Below are 20293 nucleotides of genomic sequence, written 5' to 3'. Positions count from 1 at the left end.
CCCACGACGACAGCTGACCCACGACGTCAGCTGACGTCCCCACCGAGTAATTCCTCGGCGGGAGAGGGGGACGTCGGCTGCTGTCGTGGGAGTAGGGATAATCGACCGGGTATTCGACGCGTGTCGTGATCAGGAGGAGAAGTAGATGGTGTCTGGTGGATCCGGTTCGCACTCGACGGCGATCGAAGATCTACCTGGGCTCGTCGACCGTGTCGTCGCGGCCGAGCCCGACAGGACCGTCGACATCGGCGGCAATGTCGTGTCCTACGGTGCCGTCCAACTGGAGCTGACGAATCTGGATGCTGCCATGGGCGGGGTTCTCGGCGCCGACGCCCTCGTTCCGCTTGCGCTGTCGACGCTCGCTCCGGGAGCCGTCGAGTCGGCCGACGGTGGTCTGGAGTCCGTCGTCGCCGCAATCGTGAGCGACGTGCGTTCGGTTCTCGGCTCGGACTCCCTACAGACGGGTGTGGGGGAACACGTCACCTTGGCCACCCGTTTCCGCGATCGCGCGGACCGCACTCCGGACGCCGTTGCCCTCGAATTCGACGGCCGGACCCTGACGTACGGCGAATTCTCCTCTCACGTCGATCGCTTGGCTCGCCGACTCGTCGAACTGGGGGTCGGCCCCGATGTTCGAGTCGGCCTGTCCATCTCCCGCTCCGTGGACCTTGTGGTCGCGATGTACGCGATCGTCGAGGCGGGCGGCGCCTACGTCCCCATCGATCCGGGTCACCCTGCGGAGAGAATCGCCTACGTCGTCGGCATCGCCGAGCCGCTGCTCGTGCTCACCTCGTCGGGGGAGCACGTGGCGCTGCCGGACGGCATCCCGGTTCTGTCGGTGGACACCGAGCCGCTCGACGACTACTCGTCCGACCCGTTGACCGACGCCGAGCGGCCGTTCGGCCCGGCACGTCCGAGCAACACCGCCTACGTCATCTTCACCTCCGGCTCCACGGGACGACCCAAAGGTGTCGCCGTCTCGCACGAAGCAATCGTGGCGAACCTCGATTGGCGACAGGCAGCGTACCCGTTGTCCGACGCCGACGTCGTTCTGCAGAAGACACCGTTCACGTTCGACGTATCGGTGTGGGAGTTCTTCTGGCCGCTGCAGGCAGGGGCACGGTTGGTGATCGCGGCGCCGGACGGTCATCGCGACCCCGCCTACATCGCCGACACGATGCGTGCGCACGGGGTGACCACGACTCACTTCGTGCCCTCGATGTTGACGGTCTTTCTCGGCCAGTTCGACGGTTCGGACGAGCGAGACAGCCTGCCGGCACTGAAGCAGGTGTTCGCGTCCGGCGAGGCACTTCCGGCCAGCTCCGCTCGCCGGTTCCACGAGCTGTTCGACGCGGAACTGCACAACCTCTACGGTCCGACCGAGGCCGCCGTCGACGTGACCTTCCACCGGACCGACAGTGCCGACGCGGTGTCCGTTCCGATCGGATCGGCGGTGCCGCGCACCGAACTGCACGTACTCGACGAAGGCTTGAACCCGACGCCGCCCGGGGTACCGGGTGAGCTCTATCTGTCGGGTGTGCAATTGGCGCGTGGGTACCTGGGCCGCCCGGATCTGACGGCCGACCGCTTCGTCGCGAACGTGAACTCCTCGTCCGGCGAGCGGATGTACCGCACCGGCGACCTCGTGCGGTGGAACAACGACGGGGTGCTGGATTACCTCGGACGCACCGACTTCCAGGTCAAACTTCGCGGTCTGCGTATCGAGCTCGGCGAGATCGAGGCAGCGCTGCTCACGCTGGGCGAGGTTCGCCAGGCCGTGGTGGTCGTCGTCTCCGACGAGTCCGACAACGGAGTCGACGACAGATTGGTGGCGTACGTCGTCACCTCGACGGGCACGGCGGATTCCGAGCAGTTGGCGGCCGGAATTCGCGGCACGTTGCCGGACTACATGGTGCCGGCCGTGTTCGTCGCGCTCGACGAGTTTCCGCTGAACGCCAGCGGAAAGCTCGATCGTAAGGCACTTCCCGTGCCCGGCTCCGCGGACCTGGCGACCGAGTACCGCGCCCCCGAGAACGACGTCGAGCGCGCGATCGTCGCCGTGTTCGAGGACGTTCTCGGTGTCGACCGAGTAGGCGTCGACGACGATTTCTTCGCTCTGGGCGGCAACTCCCTGAGCGCGACGCGCGCGGTCGCTCGCGTCAACGCGGACTCGAAGGTCAAGGTCGACGTCCGCGGTTTCTTCGACACTCCGACGGCTGCGGGACTCGCCGCGTCGGTGGAGAGTGCCCTGGCGTCGGGAACATCGGCCACCTCCGTGCCCCTGACTCGACGTGAACGCCCCGACGTCGTCCCCCTGTCGATGGCACAGCAGCGCATGTGGTTTCTCAATCGACTGGACCCGACGTCGGCCGTCGACAACATCCCCGTCGCGATCCGGTTGTCCGGCGAATTGGACAAGGATGCGCTGACCACGGCAGTCGAGGACGTGGTCCAACGCCACGAGGTGCTTCGAACGCTGTACCCCGACACCGACGGTGTGGGCCGTCAGGTCGTCGCGGACATGGGTGACCGCACTCCGGAACTCGAGACCGTCGTCGTGAGTGAGCAGACCGTTCTGGACCGAGTCGTCGAGCTGGTGTCGGCAGGCTTCGACGTGACGTCCGAGGTTCCCGTCCGGTTGACACTGTTGGAACTGGAGTCGAGCGAACACGTACTCGTCGTGGTCGCGCATCACATTGCAGCAGACGGTTTTTCGATGGTTCCGCTCACCCGGGACATCGTGTCCGCATACGTGGCACGCACAGCAGGGGCGGCGCCGGAATGGGCGCCACTCGAGGTGCAGTACGCCGATTATTCGCTGTGGCAGCGAGAGGTACTCGGATCGGACGACGATCCGAACTCGCTCATCGCCGAACAGGAACGATTCTGGATCGGCGCACTCGCCGATAGTCCGGTCCAACTCGATCTGCCCTCGGACCGACGTCGACCGGCCGTGGCGTCGGGCCGCGGCGCGAACTACTCGGCCTTCGTCGACGCCGAGATGCGGCGCAGGGTCGAGACTTTGGCCTCGGGCCGAGGCGCTACCCCGTTCATGGTGGTGCACGCCGCACTCTCGGTGTTGCTGGCGAAGCTGTCGGGCACGTCGGACATCGTGGTCGGGACCCCGGTGGCGGGACGAGGGGAGCAGGTACTCGACGAGTTGGTCGGCATGTTCGTCAACACGTTGGTGTTGCGAGCCGACGTTCAGGACCGCCGGAGCTTCACCGAGTTGTTGAATTCCGTCCGAGACACCGATCTCGACGCCTTCGCGCACGCGGACGTACCGTTCGAGCGACTCGTCGAGGTTCTGGACCCGGCTCGGTCGCAGGCCCGTCATCCGCTCTTCCAGGTCCTCCTGGTGTTCCAGAACGTCGGTTCGACCGATCTTCGGCTCCCCGGTCTCACGGTGTCAGGCGTGGAGTTCGACACCGCTGTCGCGAAGACGGACCTGCAGGTGACCGTGTCCGATCGTGGGGACGGGTGGTCGCTCGATCTGACCTACGCCACCGATCTCTTCGACGAACCAACGGTCGCGGACATGGCGCGACGGTTCCTCCTCGTGCTGGACTCGGCCGTTTCGACGCCCGATCTGCCGGTGGCGTCCGTGGACATCGTCGACGAGTCCGAGCGGACTCGGGTGCTGCACGAGTGGAATGCGACCGACCACGTCGTCGCCGACGTCACCCTGCTGGACGGGTTCCATCGGGCAGTAGCGGAGTCTCCGCACGGGCAGGCACTGCAGTTCGGTGACGAATCGCTGACGTACGCCGAGTTCGCCTCCCGTGTCGCTCGGCTCGCGCGGTACCTGCTCGGACGGGGCGTCGGTCCGGAAGTATTGGTCGCGGTTGCGATTCCACGCTCGCTCGACATGATGGTCGCGGTGTACGCGGCACTCGAGGCCGGCGGTGGGTACGTACCGATCGACCCGAGCCAGCCGGCCGAACGGAACCGGTACATTCTCGAGACCTCGCGTGCCTCCGTCGTACTGACGACGTCCGACGCCGATGTGGCCGGTGGAGTCGCCGAGACCGTTCGCCTCGACGGACTGAGTCTGTCCGAGTTGTCGGGCGCCCCGCTGTCCGACGTCGATCGCCGAGCGCCCCGAGGCGACAACGTCGCCTACGTCGTGTTCACCTCCGGTTCGACCGGCAGGCCGAAGGGCGTCGCCGTATCGCATTCGGCCGCAGCGAACCAGACAGCGTGGTTCGCGGCCGAATACGGGATCAGCAGTCAGGACTCGGTGCTTCAGAAGACGCCGTTCACCTTCGACGTCTCGGTGTGGGAGTTGTTCGTACCGCTCGCATCCGGGGCGCGACTCGTCGTCGCGATTCCGGACGGTCACCGTGATCCGGCCTATCTGGTGGATGTGGTCGAATCGGAGGGAATCACCGCGCTGTCCTTCGTGCCGTCGATGGTCGGTGCGTTCCTGGGAGAGTCGGTCGGCCGCGACCTCTCGGCTCTCCGCCTGATCCAACTGGCCGGGGAGGCCTTGCCGACCTCGACGGTGACCGCACTGTCGAAAGTGACCGACGCTTCGGTGCACAACCTCTACGGCCCAACGGAATTCACTGTTCACGCGACGGCCCGTTCGGTCTCCGGCGCGGAAGCTCCAGCTGACGCATCCGTACCCATCGGCACCCCGGTGTGGAACACGGCTGCGTACGTACTCGACGGCAGTCTTCATCCGGTACCGGTAGGTGTCGCAGGTGAGCTGTATCTGTCCGGACGGCAGATCGCGCGCGGGTACTACGGTCGACCCGATCTGACCGCCGACCGGTTCCTCGCCGATCCGTTCGGCGGCGGGAGGATGTATCGCACCGGCGACCTCGTGCGCTGGAACCAACGAGGCGACCTCGAGTACATCGGCCGAACCGATTTCCAGGTGAAGCTGCGAGGACTGCGTATCGAACTGGGCGAGATCGACGCTGTCGCCCGTACCGTTCCCGGCGTCGCGGATGCAGTTGCCGTCGTGCGCAACGACCGGATAGCGCTCTACGTCGCGTCGCCGGCGAGCGACCGTGTGGACGCGGCCGAACTGCGAGAGACGCTACGACGTGAACTGCCGTCGTACATGGTGCCGGCCGCGATCGTCGAACTCGACGAGTTCCCGGTCAATTCCGCCGGAAAGCTGGATCGTGGAGCACTACCCGAACCGCAGGTGGAAGCGGCAGAATTCCGCGCGCCGTCGACCCCCGTCGAGGAGATCGTCGCGAGCGTGTTCGGTGAGGTGCTGGGGGCCGAACGGGTAGGAGTCGACGACGATTTCTTCGCGCTCGGCGGAAACTCGTTGATCGCCACACGAGTCGTGTCACGGCTGGGTGCTGCGCTGAACACGACGGTTCCGGTTCGACTGATGTTCGAAACCTCGACCGTCGCAGCCCTGGCGACACGAATCGAGAGCGAGGCAAGCGGTGGGGCACGGGTACCTCTCGTCCCGCGTCCGCGGCCCGATCGTGTGCCACTGTCCCTCGCGCAGCAGCGCATGTGGTTTCTCAACCGACTGGACACGGAGTCGGCGGTCAACAACATCCCGGTCGCGATCCGGTTGTCCGGCCTGCTGGACAGACATGCACTGCACGTCGCGGTCGCCGACGTACTGGCCCGCCACGAATCTCTGCGGACGGTGTACCCAGAGGTGGACGGGGTGGGCAGCCAGGAAGTCGTGCCGACCCGCGCTGTCATCCCCGACCTCGCCCCCATCCCGATAGACGCCGACGAGCTTCCGGCAGCGATCGAGGAGACCGTGCTCGCCGGTTTCGACGTCACCGGGCGAGCGCCGTTCCGCGCGAGCCTGTTCGAGGTGTCGTCGACCGAGCACGTTCTGGTGTTCGTCGTCCATCACATCGCCGCGGACGGGTACTCGCTCGGTCCGCTGACGCGAGACGTCGTCCGGGCCTACACCGCACGCGCGGCAGGGCTGGACACCGATTGGGAACCACTTGCCGTCCAGTACGCCGACTACACGCTCTGGCAGCGGGAAGTGCTCGGCTCCGAGGACGATCCGAATTCGATCATCTCCGCGCAGAAGGATTACTGGCAGAGCGCGCTCGCCGGGCTCCCTGCTCAGTTGGATCTGCCGTTCGACCGTCGCCGTCCGGCCGTGGCGAGCAATCGCGGTCGAACCCACCGATTCGAGGTCTCCGGCGAGCTTCGCGCGTCCGTGGAACGGACCGCGCAGGAGCACCGAGCCACTCCGTTCATGGTGGTGCACGCTGCGTTGTCCGTCCTGCTCGCACGACTGTCGGCAACGTCGGACATCGCCATCGGTGCGCCCATCGCCGGCCGCGGCGACGCAGCGCTGGACGACATGATCGGTATGTTCGTCAACACCCTCGTCCTGAGAACGGACGTGGATACCGCGGCATCCTTCGAGGACCTGCTCGACACGGTGCGCCGCACGGATCTCGCGGCATTCGCCAACGCCGATTTACCGTTCGAACGCCTCGTGGAGATACTCGATCCGGCTCGGTCCGCGGCGCGTCACCCACTCTTCCAGGTAGCGCTCTTCTTCCAGAATCTCGGCCGATCCTCGTTGGAGCTGCCGAATCTGTCCGTGTCGGCAGTCGACTTCGACGCCGGGATCGCCAAGTTCGATCTGCAGGTCGCGGTCAGTGAGCCGGTCGACGGCAATGGATGGTCCGTCGAATTCGCTTACGCAACCGACCTTTTCGATCCGGCGTCCGTCGAGACGCTCGAACGGCGATTCCTCCGCGTTCTCGAGCAGATCACCGACGAGCCGACGGTGATCGTCGGCGATATCGAACTGGTCGCTGCGGACGAGGCGGAGCTGCTCGTTGCCGGATGGAACGAGACCGGACGAACCGTCGACGATGCGATGCTGCTCGACCGGTTCGCCGACGCCGCGCGCGAGACACCGAACGCCGTCGCGGTGGTGTACGAGGACGACTCTCTGACGTACGGCGAATTCGCCGCGAGGGTGGACGAACTCGCGCGCGTGCTGGTGGACGCAGGCGCGGGGCCCGACGCTTTGGTCGCCATCGCGATGCGCCGATCGATCGACCTGGTCGTCGGAATGTATGCGGTGCTGCGTGCGGGCGCAGGCTTCGTCCCCATCGACCCCGATCACCCGGTGGAGCGAATCGACTACATACTCGGTGCCGCACAACCGGTCTGCGTCCTCGTGCGCGGTCGGGACCTGTTCACACCTCCCGGGGCCGTCCGAGTGATCGACGTGGACTCCGCGCCGGCCGAGTTCCGGGGCGGCAAGGACGTGGTCCTGCCGCGTTCTCGTGTGTCTGCCGAGTCCGTCGCATACGTGATCTTCACGTCCGGGTCCACCGGCCGTCCCAAGGGCGTAGCGGTGAGTCACCGCGCGATCGTGAACCAGATGGAATGGATGCAGTCCGAGTACTCGCTCGACGCGTCGGACGTGTATCTGCAGAAGACCGCGACGACGTTCGACGTCTCGCTCTGGGGATTCTTCCTTCCGCTGAGAGTGGGCGCACAACTGGTGCTCGCCACCCCCGATGGTCATCGCGACCCCCGCTACCTCGCCGAGGTGATCTCGCAGCGACACGTGACGGTCACGGACTTCGTTCCCACGATGCTGTCGGTGTTCGCATCGGCGGTAGGACGGGCGGCGCTTCGGTCCGTGCAACAGATCTTCGTCATCGGTGAAGCTCTTCCAGGAGAAGCGGTCCGTGACTTCGCGCGAGTCTCGGACGCGCGGGTGCACAACCTGTACGGCCCCACCGAGGCGGCCGTGTCGATCACGTACGCGGACGTGACCGACACCGCGATCGGCTCGGCTGTCACCATCGGGCGACCCGAGTGGAATTCCGCTGTCTACGTGCTCGATTCACGACTCCGGCCGGTCCCGGTCGGAGTTCCGGGCGAGCTCTACCTTGCCGGCGTCCAGCTTGCGCGTGGCTACCACGGTCGAGTCGACCTGACGGTCGATCGATTCGTGGCCAATCCGTTCGTGTCCCGCTCGTCCTCGGCGAGCAGCCGGATGTATCGGACGGGCGACCTCGTGGTGTGGCAATCCGACGGCACGCTCGAGTACATCGGTCGCACCGATTTCCAGGTCAAGTTCCGTGGGCAACGTATCGAGTTGGGTGAAATCGAGGCCGCGCTCGCTGCCCACCCGCGGGTGGGCTTGTCCGCCGCTGCGGTGGTGCAGACGAACACCGGTGACCAACTCGTCGGATACGTCGTTCCTGCGTCCGCCGAAGACACCGACATCGACATCGACGAACTGCGCGATTCGCTTGCCGAGGCGCTGCCTCGCTACATGATTCCCGGTGCGATCCTCACGCTCGACGAGTTCCCGTTGAACACCTCCGGCAAGCTGGACCGGAAGGCGCTTCCCGCCCCGACGGTCCATGCCACGCAGTTCCGAGCACCTCGCACACCGATCGAGGAGATCGTCGCAGACGTCTTCGCGGACGTACTCGGTCTCGAACGGGTGGGTCTCGACGACGACTTCTTCGAATTGGGCGGCAACTCGCTCGTTGCGACTCAGCTCGTGTCCAGACTCGGAGTCGCCCTCGACAGTCGAGTTCCGGTGCGCATGGTCTTCGATGCGTCTTCGGTCGAATCCCTTGCGGCACGCGTGGAGTCGGGCTCCGGCGCCCGCCCCGCTCTGACCCCTCGCCCGCGACCGGACCGCATTCCGCTGTCGCCTGCGCAACAGCGTATGTGGTTCCTGAACCGTCTGGAGCCCGAGTCGGCGGTGAACAACATCCCGGCGGCGGTGCGATTGAGCGGTGCACTCGACGTCGATGTGTTGCGTGCAGCGATCGACGATGTCGTCGCTCGCCACGAAAGTCTGCGCACGGTGTACCCGGAATCTTCCGGAACCGGAATCCAGGTGGTCCTTCCTGCCACGGCTGTTCGACCGGACTTCCGGGTGGAGCAGGTGTCCGAGGCCGACGTGGTCTCTGCGGTGACCACGATCGTGTCCGAAGGATTCGACGTCACCCGGTCGGTGCCGGTTCGAATTCGTCTGCTGGACCTCGGCGATGACGAGTACGTGCTGGTCGTCGTCGCCTATCACATTGCGGCCGACGGTTTCTCGATGATGCCGTTGATCCGAGACGTGGTGACGGCCTACGTGGCGCGCGGAGCAGGCGACGAGCCGGGATGGTCGCCCCTGCCGGTGCAGTACGCGGACTACACGTTGTGGCAGCGCGAAGTACTGGGGTCCTCGGACGATCCGACGTCACCCATGGCCGCCCAGGAACGATACTGGCTCGAACGGTTGCGTGATGCTCCGGACGAGCCGGCACTACCGGTCGATCGTTCCCGTCCCGCCGTGGCCAGTGGGCGGGGTGCCGCCCACCGCTTCACCATCGACGCGAAGACGGTGGCAGCCATCGATACCGTGGCAACCCGTGCCGGCGTGACTCCGTTCATGGTGGTGCACGGTGCGCTGGCCGTGTTGTTGTCGCGGGTGTCCGGTGAATCCGACGTGGTGGTGGGCACTCCGATCGCCGGTCGCGGTGAAGCCGAGCTCGACGACGTGATCGGAATGTTCGTCAACACATTGGTGCTTCGAACGCCGGTGGCAGGAACCTCGACGTTCGTCGAGCTGTTGAAGGTCGTCCGCGAAACGGACCTGTCCGCCTTTGCGCACGCGGACGTTCCCTTCGAGCGTGTCGTCGAGGTTCTCGATCCACCGCGTGTCGGTGGACGACACCCGTTGACCCAGGTGCTGCTCACGTTCCAGAACTTCGCATCCACCTCGTTCTCGCTACCCGGTCTGAAGGCGTCGTCGATCGACTTCGACGCCGCGGTGGCCAAGATGGACCTTCAGGTAACTGTCGGGGAGCCCACTGCAGGCCTCGACGGCGCACCGGTCCGTGAGGCCGAAATCGTCTACGCCACCGACTTGTTCGACGCGTCGACGATCGAACTACTCACCGCGCAGTTCGTCACGGTGCTCGGTGCGGTCGCGGCTGATCCTTCGGTCGTCGTCGGTGATATCGACCTCGTCGACGACGCGGAGCGAAGCCGATTGCTGGTGGAGCTGAACTCGACCGATCACGATCTGGATCCGTCGGCGACGCTGGTCTCGATGTTCGAGTCACGCGTGTCGATCTCGCCGAATGCAGTGGCGTTGACCTACGAAGGCGAGTCCGTCGCATACGGAGAACTCGACTCGCGTGCCAACCGCCTCGCGCGGTACCTCGTCGAGCGCGGCGTCGGTCCGGGCGGAACGGTGGCAGTAGCGGTCGGCCGGTCGATCGAGCTCATGGTCGGCATCTACGCGGTGCTGAAGGCAGGGGCCGCGTACGTTCCGGTCGATCCGTCGCAGCCGACCGAGCGAATCTCCTACATCCTCGACACTGCGGCCACCGCGCTGACCCTGACGACGACGCGTGATCGCGGAGAACTCGCGGGCGACGACGTGGTCGTGCTGGACGACGTGGACACGACCGTCCACCCCGACCGTCCCCTCACCGACGCCGAGCGCACGGGAGCACTCACGCCTCGGGATCCCGCGTACGTTCTGTTCACCTCCGGTTCCACCGGAAAGCCCAAGGGCGTCGTCGTCGAGCACCGTTCGATCGTCAACCGTCTGGTGTGGATGCAGGACGAGTACGAGCTGACGGTGGACGACACCGTGGTGCAGAAGACGCCGACGACGTTCGACGTGTCCGTGTGGGAACTGTTCTGGCCGTTGCAGATCGGCGCTCGACTGGTGATCGCACGGCCGGACGGGCACCGTGATCCGAAGTACGTCGCAGAGCTGATCGCCGCGGAACGCGTGAGCGTGGCGCACTTCGTTCCGTCGATGCTCGGGGTGTTCGCCGCCGAGCCGTCTGCGGCGTCGGACAGGTCTCTGCGGATCGTGTTCTCGTCAGGTGAAGCCTTGCCGACGTCGACGGCGCGTGCTCTCGCCGAGGTTCTTCCGTCCACCCGATTGGTGAACCTGTACGGACCGACGGAAGCGGCTGTCGACGTCACCTTCCACGAGGTCTCCGAAGCTGATATCGCCGCCGTCCCGATCGGTCGACCGGTCTACAACACGCAGGTGTACGTTCTCGACGCGCGACTGAACGCGGTCGGCGTCGGCGCGGTCGGCGAGTTGTATCTCGGTGGCGTGCAACTGGCGCGCGGATACTCGTCCCGCCCCGATCTCACCGCGGACCGATTCGTCGCGAACCCGTTCGGCGTCGACGGCGCGCGGCTCTACCGCACCGGCGACCTCGTGCGGTGGAACTCCGCCGGCGAGATCGAGTACATCGGACGGTCGGACTTCCAGGTCAAACTGCGCGGATTGCGCATCGAACTCGGAGAGATCGAATCCTCTGTGCTGCAATCGGATTCGGCTGGACAGGCGGTCGTTCTGGTCCGTGGTGACCGGCTGGTCGCCTACGTCGTTCCCGCAGCAGGTCGAGTCGTCGACGTGGACGCGATCCGGCGCACCGTCGCGGAGTCGTTGCCCGAGTACATGGTGCCCGCGGCGTTCGTCGTGCTCGACGAGTTCCCCCTCGGCTCAGCGGGCAAGCTCGACCGCAAGGCGCTGCCGGACCCGGCGCCCCAGCTGTCGGAGTTCCGTGAACCGACGTCCGAGGCTCAGGTCACGGTTGCCAGTGTCTTCACCGAGGTCCTGGGGCTCGAACGGGTCGGTCTCGACGACAACTTCTTCGACCTCGGCGGCAACTCGCTCATCGCTACCCAGGTCGTGTCCCGCGTCGGCGCGGCGCTCGATGCGTCGATTCCGGTCAGAACACTGTTCGATTTCTCGACGGTCGAGTCCTTCGCCGCCGCAGTCGAGAGTCTGGCCGGCACGGGTAGCCGGGCACCTCTGGTCGCGACCGAGCGTCCGGCGAGGCTGCCGCTGTCGCTGGCGCAGCAGCGGATGTGGGTGCTGAGCACCATCGACCCGGAGTCGAGCGCGTACAACATCCCCCTCGCGGTGCGTTTGACCGGCGAGCTGAACCGGGATGCGCTCGCCGCGGCGATCGGCGATGTCGTCGCTCGCCACGAAACGCTGCGTACGACCTACCCGTCGGACACCGACGGTCCGGAGCAGAAGATCCTGTCATCGCAGGAGGTCGTGTTCGACCTGCGTCCCACAGTCGTCGACGGTGAAGAAGAGGCGTTCGAGGCAGTCGCCCAGCTGGTTCTCGGAGGATTCGACGTCGCGGCGACGGTACCGGTTCGTGTGGGGTTGGTTCAGCTGAGCCCGACCGAGCACGTGCTTGCCCTCGTCGTCCATCACATCTCCGCCGACGGCGCCTCGATTGCGCCGCTCGCCCGGGATGTCATGGTGGCCTACTCGGCCCGGACGCAGGGCACCCCACCGATGTGGACTGCGCTCCCCGTGCAGTACGCGGACTTCGCACTGTGGCAACGCCAGGTGCTCGGCGACACGACCGTTGGGGGATCGCCGGCGTCGACACAGCTCGACTACTGGAAGCAGACCCTCTCGGGAATTCCGGAGGCTGTCGATCTACCGACCGACCGTCCGCGTCCGCCGACCCAGTCGATGCGAGGGCACTCGACGCCGTTCCATGTCGACCCCGCGGCGCAAGCAGGATTGATCGACTTCGCGCGCGATCGTGGCACCTCGCTGTTCATGGTCGTGCACGCTGGTCTGGCTGTTCTTCTCGGCCGTCTCAGCGGCAGCAGCGACATCGTCGTCGGAACCCCGGTGGCGGGACGCGGAGCCGCCGAACTCGACGATCTCGTGGGCATGTTCGTCAACACCCTCGCGCTGCGCACCCACGTCGACTTCGGTGGAACGTTCTCCGGTCTGGTCGACGACGTGCGGACGGTCGACCTCGGTGCATTCAGCAACGCCGACCTGCCGTTCGAGGAGATCGTCGACGCCGTCGTCCCCGCACGGTCTCAGGCACGCCACCCGATCTTCCAGGTTGCCTTGTCGTTCCAAAATCTCGAACGGGTGAAGTTGGAACTGCCGGGGCTCTCGGTGGAAGGCCTGGAAGCGGGGGAGCTCGGCGCGAAGTTCGACCTGCAGTTCACCGTCGAGTCCAGGATGGACGACGCCGGCGAACCTGCCGGACTGTTCGGATCGCTGCTGTACGCCACCGACCTGTTCGACGAGCAGACTGCGGCGTCGTTCGCAGACCGGCTGACGCGCATCCTCGAGGCTGTCGCGTCGGATCCGTTCGTGATCGTCGGTGATATCGAGATCATGTCCGACGAGGAAAGAGCTCGAACCGACGCGCAGACGACCTCGGCTGGGGCGAACGACGCCACGGCCGTCGCCGTCGAACGGTCGCTGCCGCAGGTGATCGGATCCGTGGTCGAGCTCGATCCGGAGGCTCCCGCGGTCGTGGACAACGGTGACGAGATGTCCTACATCGACATCGAAGGACGGTCGTCCGCGCTGGCGCGTGTCCTGGTCGACCGCGGTGTCGGGCCCGGTGATCGCGTGGTCGTCGACGTCGCGATGTCGGTGGACTGGGTAGTGACCGTGCTTGCGGTCGTGTTCGCGGGTGCCGCCGTGGTGGTGTCGGAGGCGGACACACCCGCTTCGGTACTCGGCACGAGCGCGGATGCGACGTGGGTGATCGGCACCTCGGCGTCGGACATGGCAGTGTCCCAGAAGAGTGACGGTGCGCAGCTCGTTGCGCTCGACGATCCCGCGGTGTCCGAGGCCGTGCAGTCCGCATCGCGTCGACCGATTGCGTACTCTGCGCGCACTCGACTGCTCGCCGTCGACGACGCGGCTGTCGTCGTGGTCGACGATCGAGCGACCGAGCCGTTCGTGATCGCCCAGAGTGAGTTGGTGGCGTCGTTGCTCGCCGCGGATGCACGACTGTCGATGACGTTCGAGTCACGGGTGCTCGCGGATGTCGCTGCGGGACCGCTCTGGCATCTGTCCACGCTGCTGTCGTCCGCTCTCGTCGGAGCGGCGTGGGTGGTACCTGCGGCCGACGTCTCGCTGAGCGATGCGGTCCTGGACGACTGGGTCACGCATGCGTTCGTCACCGCGGATCGAGTCGAGGAGCTGGCCGAGGAAGAGTCCGAGGACCTCCAGTTCGTCGTTCTCGTCGACGCACCGACAGAGAACGAAACCTCGGCCCGTGCGATCGGAGAGGCTCGGGTGACTGCGGGCGAACAAGCTTTCGGGCGCCACTAGGGAGCGGTCTCGGCCCGGCCGGGCGGACCTTACCGCGCAGTAACGTCGTCCGCTCGGCAATCGATGAACGGTGGGGTACGCAATCTGCGGTGCCGAGTGCATCGAACCACCTGTAGTTCGCATACCGGTGTGGATGTAACCGAGCTTCGGCCCCAGGGCCGAGCGTCGATCGAAGGGGCGAAACGGAACGTGTACGTGCAGTCAGCAAAAATGGACATCGTGTACTGCATGGACTGCACCGGCTACCGCACGGACCGCGACGCATGAGCGACGACCGACCCTCGGATGTCGACCGTGCACGGTCGACGCGCAGACCCAGGCCTCCACGACCCCGCAGGGTACGGAACACGTCTCCGCTGCTGCCTCAGTTGCTCGCGGCGGCCGTCGAACTGGACCCGTCGCACACCGCGTTGGTAGCAGGAGACATCGAGCTGTCCTACGCCGAGCTCGATCGTCGATCGTCCCGGATCGCACGCGTGCTGATCTCGTCCGGAATCGGGCCGGAATCGGTCGTCGCGATCGGGATTACTCGATCGATCGAATCGGTGCTGTCGGTGTGGTCCGTCGCCAAGACCGGAGCCGCGTTCCTACCCGTCGACCCCACGTATCCAGCGGACCGAGTGCAGCACATGATCTCGGACTCCGGCGCGCGAGTCGGCCTGACCACCAGCAAATTTCGGGACTCTCTGCCCGACGAGTGTGTGTGGACGGTCCTCGACGACGCAAGATTCCAGACCGAACTGGACTGCGTCTCCGACGAGCGAATCTCGGTGTCGGATCGGACCGCAGTTCTCCGTAGCGACAATCCGGCGTACCTGATCTACACGTCGGGCTCGACGGGTCTGCCCAAGGGCGTCGTCGTGACCCATCGTGGACTCGCCGACCTCACGGCAGCTCAGAAGGCCGATTACGGGCTCACCAGCCAGGCACGCACACTGCACTTCGCATCACCGAGCTTCGACGCGTCGGTGCTGGAACTGTCGATGGCCGTTGCCGCCGGTTCCACGATGGTCGTGGCACCGACCGACATCTACGGTGGAGCGGAACTGGGTGCCTTCCTACGGCGGAACCGCATCACCCACGCGTTCGTCACACCCGCAGCCCTGGCGTCGGTGGAACCGGTCGACCTGGACGACTTGGTGGCCGTCGTGGTCGGCGGTGAAAGTTGTCCACCCGAACTCGTCGAGGCGTGGGCGCCCGGCCGCTCCTTCTTCAACGCGTACGGGCCGACCGAATCCACCGTCGCCAGCACCATCTCGCCGGCACTGAGGCCCGGAGATCCCGTGGTCATCGGTAAGGCGATCGTCGGTACAACAGCGCACGTTCTGGATCGCCGGCTGCGCCCCGTTCCTACCGGCGTCGCCGGTGAGCTGTATCTGGACGGCGCCGGTCTGGCGCGCGGGTACGAGTCACGTCCGGGCTTGACCTCGTCTCGCTTCGTCGCGAATCCGTCGGCCGATCAGGGAACACGGATGTACCGAACGGGGGACGTCGTTCGTGTCACGGCCTCCGGTGCTCTCGAATATCTCGCGCGGAACGACTTCCAGGTCAAGGTCCGCGGGTTCCGTATCGAACTCGGCGAGATCGACACCGCGTTGTGCTCGCACGACGCCGTGGCGTTCGCGGTGACCGTCGGAGTTCCTGGACCGACCGGAGACACTGCGCTCGTCTCCTACGTCCGTCCGGTCGTAGGCCACGAGATCGATGCCGCCGAGCTCACGGCATTCGCCGGCGGTGTGCTGCCCAAACACATGGTGCCCGCGTCGATCATGCAGATCGACACCGTTCCGCTCACCCCGTCGGGCAAGCTCGACCGTGACGCGCTTCCCGAACCGGTGTTCGCGAGTCGTGAATATCGTTCTCCCGAAACAGCGTCCGAGCGCGCGGTGGCAGCGGTGTTCTCGACGATTCTCGGGATCGAACAGGTCGGGCTCGACGACGACTTCTTCGAACTGGGCGGCAATTCCCTGTCCGCGACCAGACTCGCGGCGAGAATCGGCGCTGCCACGGACGTCAACATCGCTGCAGGTGAGGTGTTCCAGGATTCCACGGTCGCCGGCCTGGCTCGGGCTGTGGACGCAAAGGCAGGAGCTGCTCGCCGCATCGCGTTGGGAGAGCTGCCGCGTCCTGATCGTATTCCGGTTTCGTTGGCGCAGCAGCGCATGTGGTTCTTGAATCGGTTCGACGCGGAATCTGCCGCGTACAACATTCCCGTCGCGATCCGGTTGTCCGGCGCTCTGGACGTCGATGCGTTACGGGCTGCGATCGACGACGTGGTGGGACGGCACGAGCCGTTACGGACGTTGTATCCCGAGGACGAGTCGGGGCCGGTGCAGAAGATTCTGCCCGCCGCCCAGGCAGGTGTCGATCTCGAGGTCGTCGATGTCGATCCTGGTGAGATCGTGTCTGTAGTGCGAGCATTGGCGGCCACATCCTTCGATGTCACCGCCCAGGTGCCGGTTCGGGTGCGGTTGTACCGGTTGTCGGAGACCGAGTACGTGTTGGCGTTGGTGGTTCAGCACATCTCCGCCGACGGTGGATCGATGGGTCCGTTGACCCGCGATGTGATGGTTGCGTACGGTGCCCAGTCTGCCGGTGGGGTTCCGGGGTGGGCGCCGCTGGAGGTTCAATACGCAGATTTCGCGATCTGGCAGCGTGAAGTTCTCGGTTCCGAAGACGATCCGAGATCGATTGCGTTCGAACAGTTGTCGTTCTGGAAGCAGGAGCTCGCCGGGCTTCCGGATCAGCTGGAGTTGCCGACGGATCGGCCGCGACCTGCTGTGCAGTCCTTTGCCGGCGGGAAGATCGATTTCTCGATGAACGCCTCGGTCCAGGAGTCGTTGTCGGCGGCGGCACGGTCGAGCAACGCGACGTTGTTCATGGCGGTGCACGCAGCGTGGGCGAGTGTGTTGGCGCGGCTGTCCGGTTCGGTGGACATCGCAGTCGGGTCGCCGATCGCAGGTCGCGGTGAAGCTGCCTTGGACGATCTGATCGGAATGTTCGCGAACACGTTGGTCTTTCGGACCGAGGTGGATCCGTCGGCGAGCTTCGAGCGGACGTTGGCTGCTGTGCGCGAGGTGGACGTGCGTTCACTGGCGCACGCGGACGTTCCGTTCGAGCGGCTCGTCGAGGTGCTCAACCCCGCGCGGTCCACTGCACGTCATCCTCTGTTCCAGGTCGGTCTGTCGTTTCAGAACATCGAGAAGGCTGTGCTCGAACTGCCAGGGCTGTCGGTGTCCGCGGTCGATGCGGACGCCGAGGTCGCGCAGTTCGATCTGCATCTGATCGTCTCCGACCAGTACGACGAGGACGGTAATGCGACAGGGATGGGCGCCACCCTGAAGTACGCGACGGCGTTGTTCGACGAGGACACCGCCCGGTCGATCGTGGATCGGTTCGTCGCGTTCGTGACTGCGGTGGCGTCGGACCCCTCCGTCGTCGTGGGTGATGTGGACATCATGGGCGCGAGTGAGCGCGAGCTCACGGTGGTGACGTGGAACGAGACGGCGCACGAGATCGATTCGGGGGCGACTCTGGTGGCCGCTGTCGACTCGGCAGTGTCCGGTCGTCGGGATGCGATCGCGTTGACGTTCGGGGATCGATCGTGGTCCTACCGGGAGTTCGACGAACGCGTGAACCGTCTTGCTCGATATTTGATTTCGTGTGGTGTCGGGCCCGAATCCACGGTCGCGGTCGCGATCCGGCGGTCGGAGGTGATGGTGTGGGCGATGTTCGCGGTGGTCAAGGCGGGCGGTGCGTACGTGCCCGTCGATCCGGATCAACCCGCGGACCGTGTCGGATACATCGTCGGGTCCGCCGCGCCCGTGGTGGTGTTGATCGCCGGTGGAGACGGTGCCGAGTTCGCCGGCGCGTCGATTCCGGCCGGGCAGCGGGTCGTCGACATCGAGGATCTGGACCTCGGCGGCGTCGACGCTACGGCGGTGACGGATGAAGATCGGGCGGTGCCGTTGCGCCCGGACAACACCGCGTACGTGATCTTCACGTCCGGCTCGACCGGTCGCCCCAAGGGGGTCGCGGTGTCGCATCGTTCGGTGATCAATCAGCTCGAATGGATGCGCGCCGAGTACGAATTGGACGAGTCCGACGTCTTCCTGCTCAAGACTGCTGCGACGTTCGACCTGTCGGTGTGGGAGTTGTGGTCGTGGGTGGTCGTAGGTGGTCGCCTGGTGATCGCCACTGCGGACGGGCACCGCGATCCGGTGTATCTGTCGACGCTCGTGCAGCACGAAGCAGTGACGACATTGCACGTCGTGCCATCGGTGCTCGCGGCGATGGTGGAGGCATCGGGTGGGGCGTTGCCGTCTTCGATTCGTCGGGTACTGGCCATCGGTGAGGCGTTGCCTGCGTCGACTGCGCGGACGGTGCTCGGCGGCGGAAACCTCCGCCTCGACAATGTGTACGGTCCTACCGAGGCCGCGGTGTCGGTCACGTCGATCCAGCTCGAGCTTCCGATCGACTCCGTCGTACCGATCGGCCGGCCGGAGTGGAATTGTCGTGTGGCCGTCTTGGATTCGCGTCTGCATCCGGTTCCTGTCGGCGTCGTGGGCGAGCTGTACCTGTCCGGAGTGCAATTGGCTCGGGGATATCAGGGTCGGTTCGACCTGACCGCGGATCGGTTCGTCGCCGACCCTGCCGGGAGTGGTGAGAGGATGTACCGCACCGGTGATCTGGTCCGGTGGCGAGCCGACGGAGTACTCGACTACATCGGACGCAGTGACTTCCAGGTCAAGATCCGTGGATTTCGAATCGAACTGGGCGAGATCGAGTCCGTGGTCGCCGGTGCGCCCGGAGTTCGTGACGTCGCCGTTCTGGCGCGGTCGGACGAGCGGCTGGGGGACCGCCTGGTCGCGTACGTCGTGGGATCGTCGGGTGACGTCGATCCAGGTGCGGTGAAAGCGGCGGTGGCCGAACGGCTTCCGTCGTACATGATCCCGGCCGCGTTCGTCGTGCTGGACGAGTTGCCTCGGAACGTCAACGGAAAGCTCGACCGTGCTGCGTTGCCCGAGCCCGAGATGGAGGTGCGGGAGTTCCGTGCACCGACATCGCCGACAGCGCAGACGGTGGCCGACGTGTTCGCGGACGTGCTCGGAGTCGAGCAGGTCGGCCTCGACGACGACTTCTTCGAACTGGGTGGCAATTCGTTGGTGGCCACCCAGATCGTGGCTAGGTTGAGCACGGCGGTCGGCTTCCAGGTCCCGTTGCTGTGGATGTTCTCGGGATCGACCGTCGACGCGTTGGCGCGCAGAATCGACGAAGGACCTGCGGTCACGGACGCCCGGACAGCATTGGACGTCGTGTTGCCGATACGACCCTCGTCGTCCGGTCGTCGACTGTGGTGTTTCCATCCGATAGTGGGCGTGTCGTGGTCGTTCGGAGGGTTGGCGCAGACGCTGGCGTCCGACATCGGCATCACCGCACTGCAGTCACCGGCACTGACGGAGCCCGAGTGGGCTCCGAGATCCATAGCGGACTGGGCCGACAGGTACGTCGACGAAATTCGACGCGTTCAACCGGAGGGTCCGTACGAGCTCCTGGGATGGTCGCTCGGGGGTGTCCTGGCTCATGCCGTCGCAGTGCGGTTGCAGAAACAGGGGAGCACCGTTCGACTTCTGGCGATGATGGACAGCGCGCTGGGCGGATCGGAGGAAGCAGCCGACGTCGCCGCGCGTGCCACCCCCGTGACGATGTCGCACCTGTTCGGCGCACTCTTACCGGATGCCACGTTCGACGGTTCGGACGTCACCGCGGAGTCCATAGCTGCCGCCGTTGCCACTCTCCCCGCTCCGTTCTCCGAGATCTCGGCGGAGCGAATAGCCGACGTGGTCTCCGGCGCAGAGGAGGCACGCTCCCTGCTGGCCGGACACGTGCCCGAGGTCTTCGACGGTGACGTGGTGTACTTCACCGCCGGAGTAGACGATCCGACGGGCAGAGTCGGCGCAGATGGATGGCAACCCTTCCTCACCGGCCGGGTGGACAATCAGGTGGTCGAAGAAACTCACTGGAGAATGGCATCTGCTCGCGCATTGGCCATTGTCTCGAAAGTGGTGAACTCGTCGAAATAGTGCATAACAATCGAAAGTATTGTTATGCACTTTTCGATTCGACTTCGATCCTGTTATTTCGGACATTCGACCGTATGCGGCTTGTTCGGGCGACTGTCTCAGAATCCAAAACCTCAGTGTGACTTGGCTG

The 20293-nt window shown here is 65.6% G+C and carries 2 protein-coding genes; both read left to right on the top strand.

The window, feature by feature from the left end; genetic code table 11:
• Positions 1-145: 145 nt before the first annotated feature.
• Entirely contained in the window at positions 146-14080 is a 13935-nt protein-coding gene (locus tag BH95_RS09260) for a non-ribosomal peptide synthetase (RefSeq protein WP_037181639.1), read from the top strand.
• A 263-nt stretch (positions 14081-14343) separates the two neighbouring features.
• Complete coding sequence (locus tag BH95_RS09255; RefSeq protein WP_244164869.1) at positions 14344-20163, top strand: non-ribosomal peptide synthetase; 5820 nt, start codon at positions 14344-14346, stop codon at positions 20161-20163.
• Positions 20164-20293 lie beyond the last annotated feature (130 nt).

Source organism: Rhodococcoides fascians A44A (assembly GCF_000760735.1).
In the GTDB taxonomy this organism is placed as follows: domain Bacteria; phylum Actinomycetota; class Actinomycetes; order Mycobacteriales; family Mycobacteriaceae; genus Rhodococcoides; species Rhodococcoides fascians_E.
The sequence above is the reverse complement of the archived record's forward strand: the minus strand, read 5'-3'. Positions and strand labels throughout refer to the sequence as shown.

Coding starts and splice junctions, on each gene's coding strand:
- BH95_RS09260 (WP_037181639.1), top strand. CDS start 146: ATGGTGTCTGGTGGATCCGGTTCGCACTCGACGGCGATCGAAGATCTA.
- BH95_RS09255 (WP_244164869.1), top strand. CDS start 14,344: ATGAGCGACGACCGACCCTCGGATGTCGACCGTGCACGGTCGACGCGC.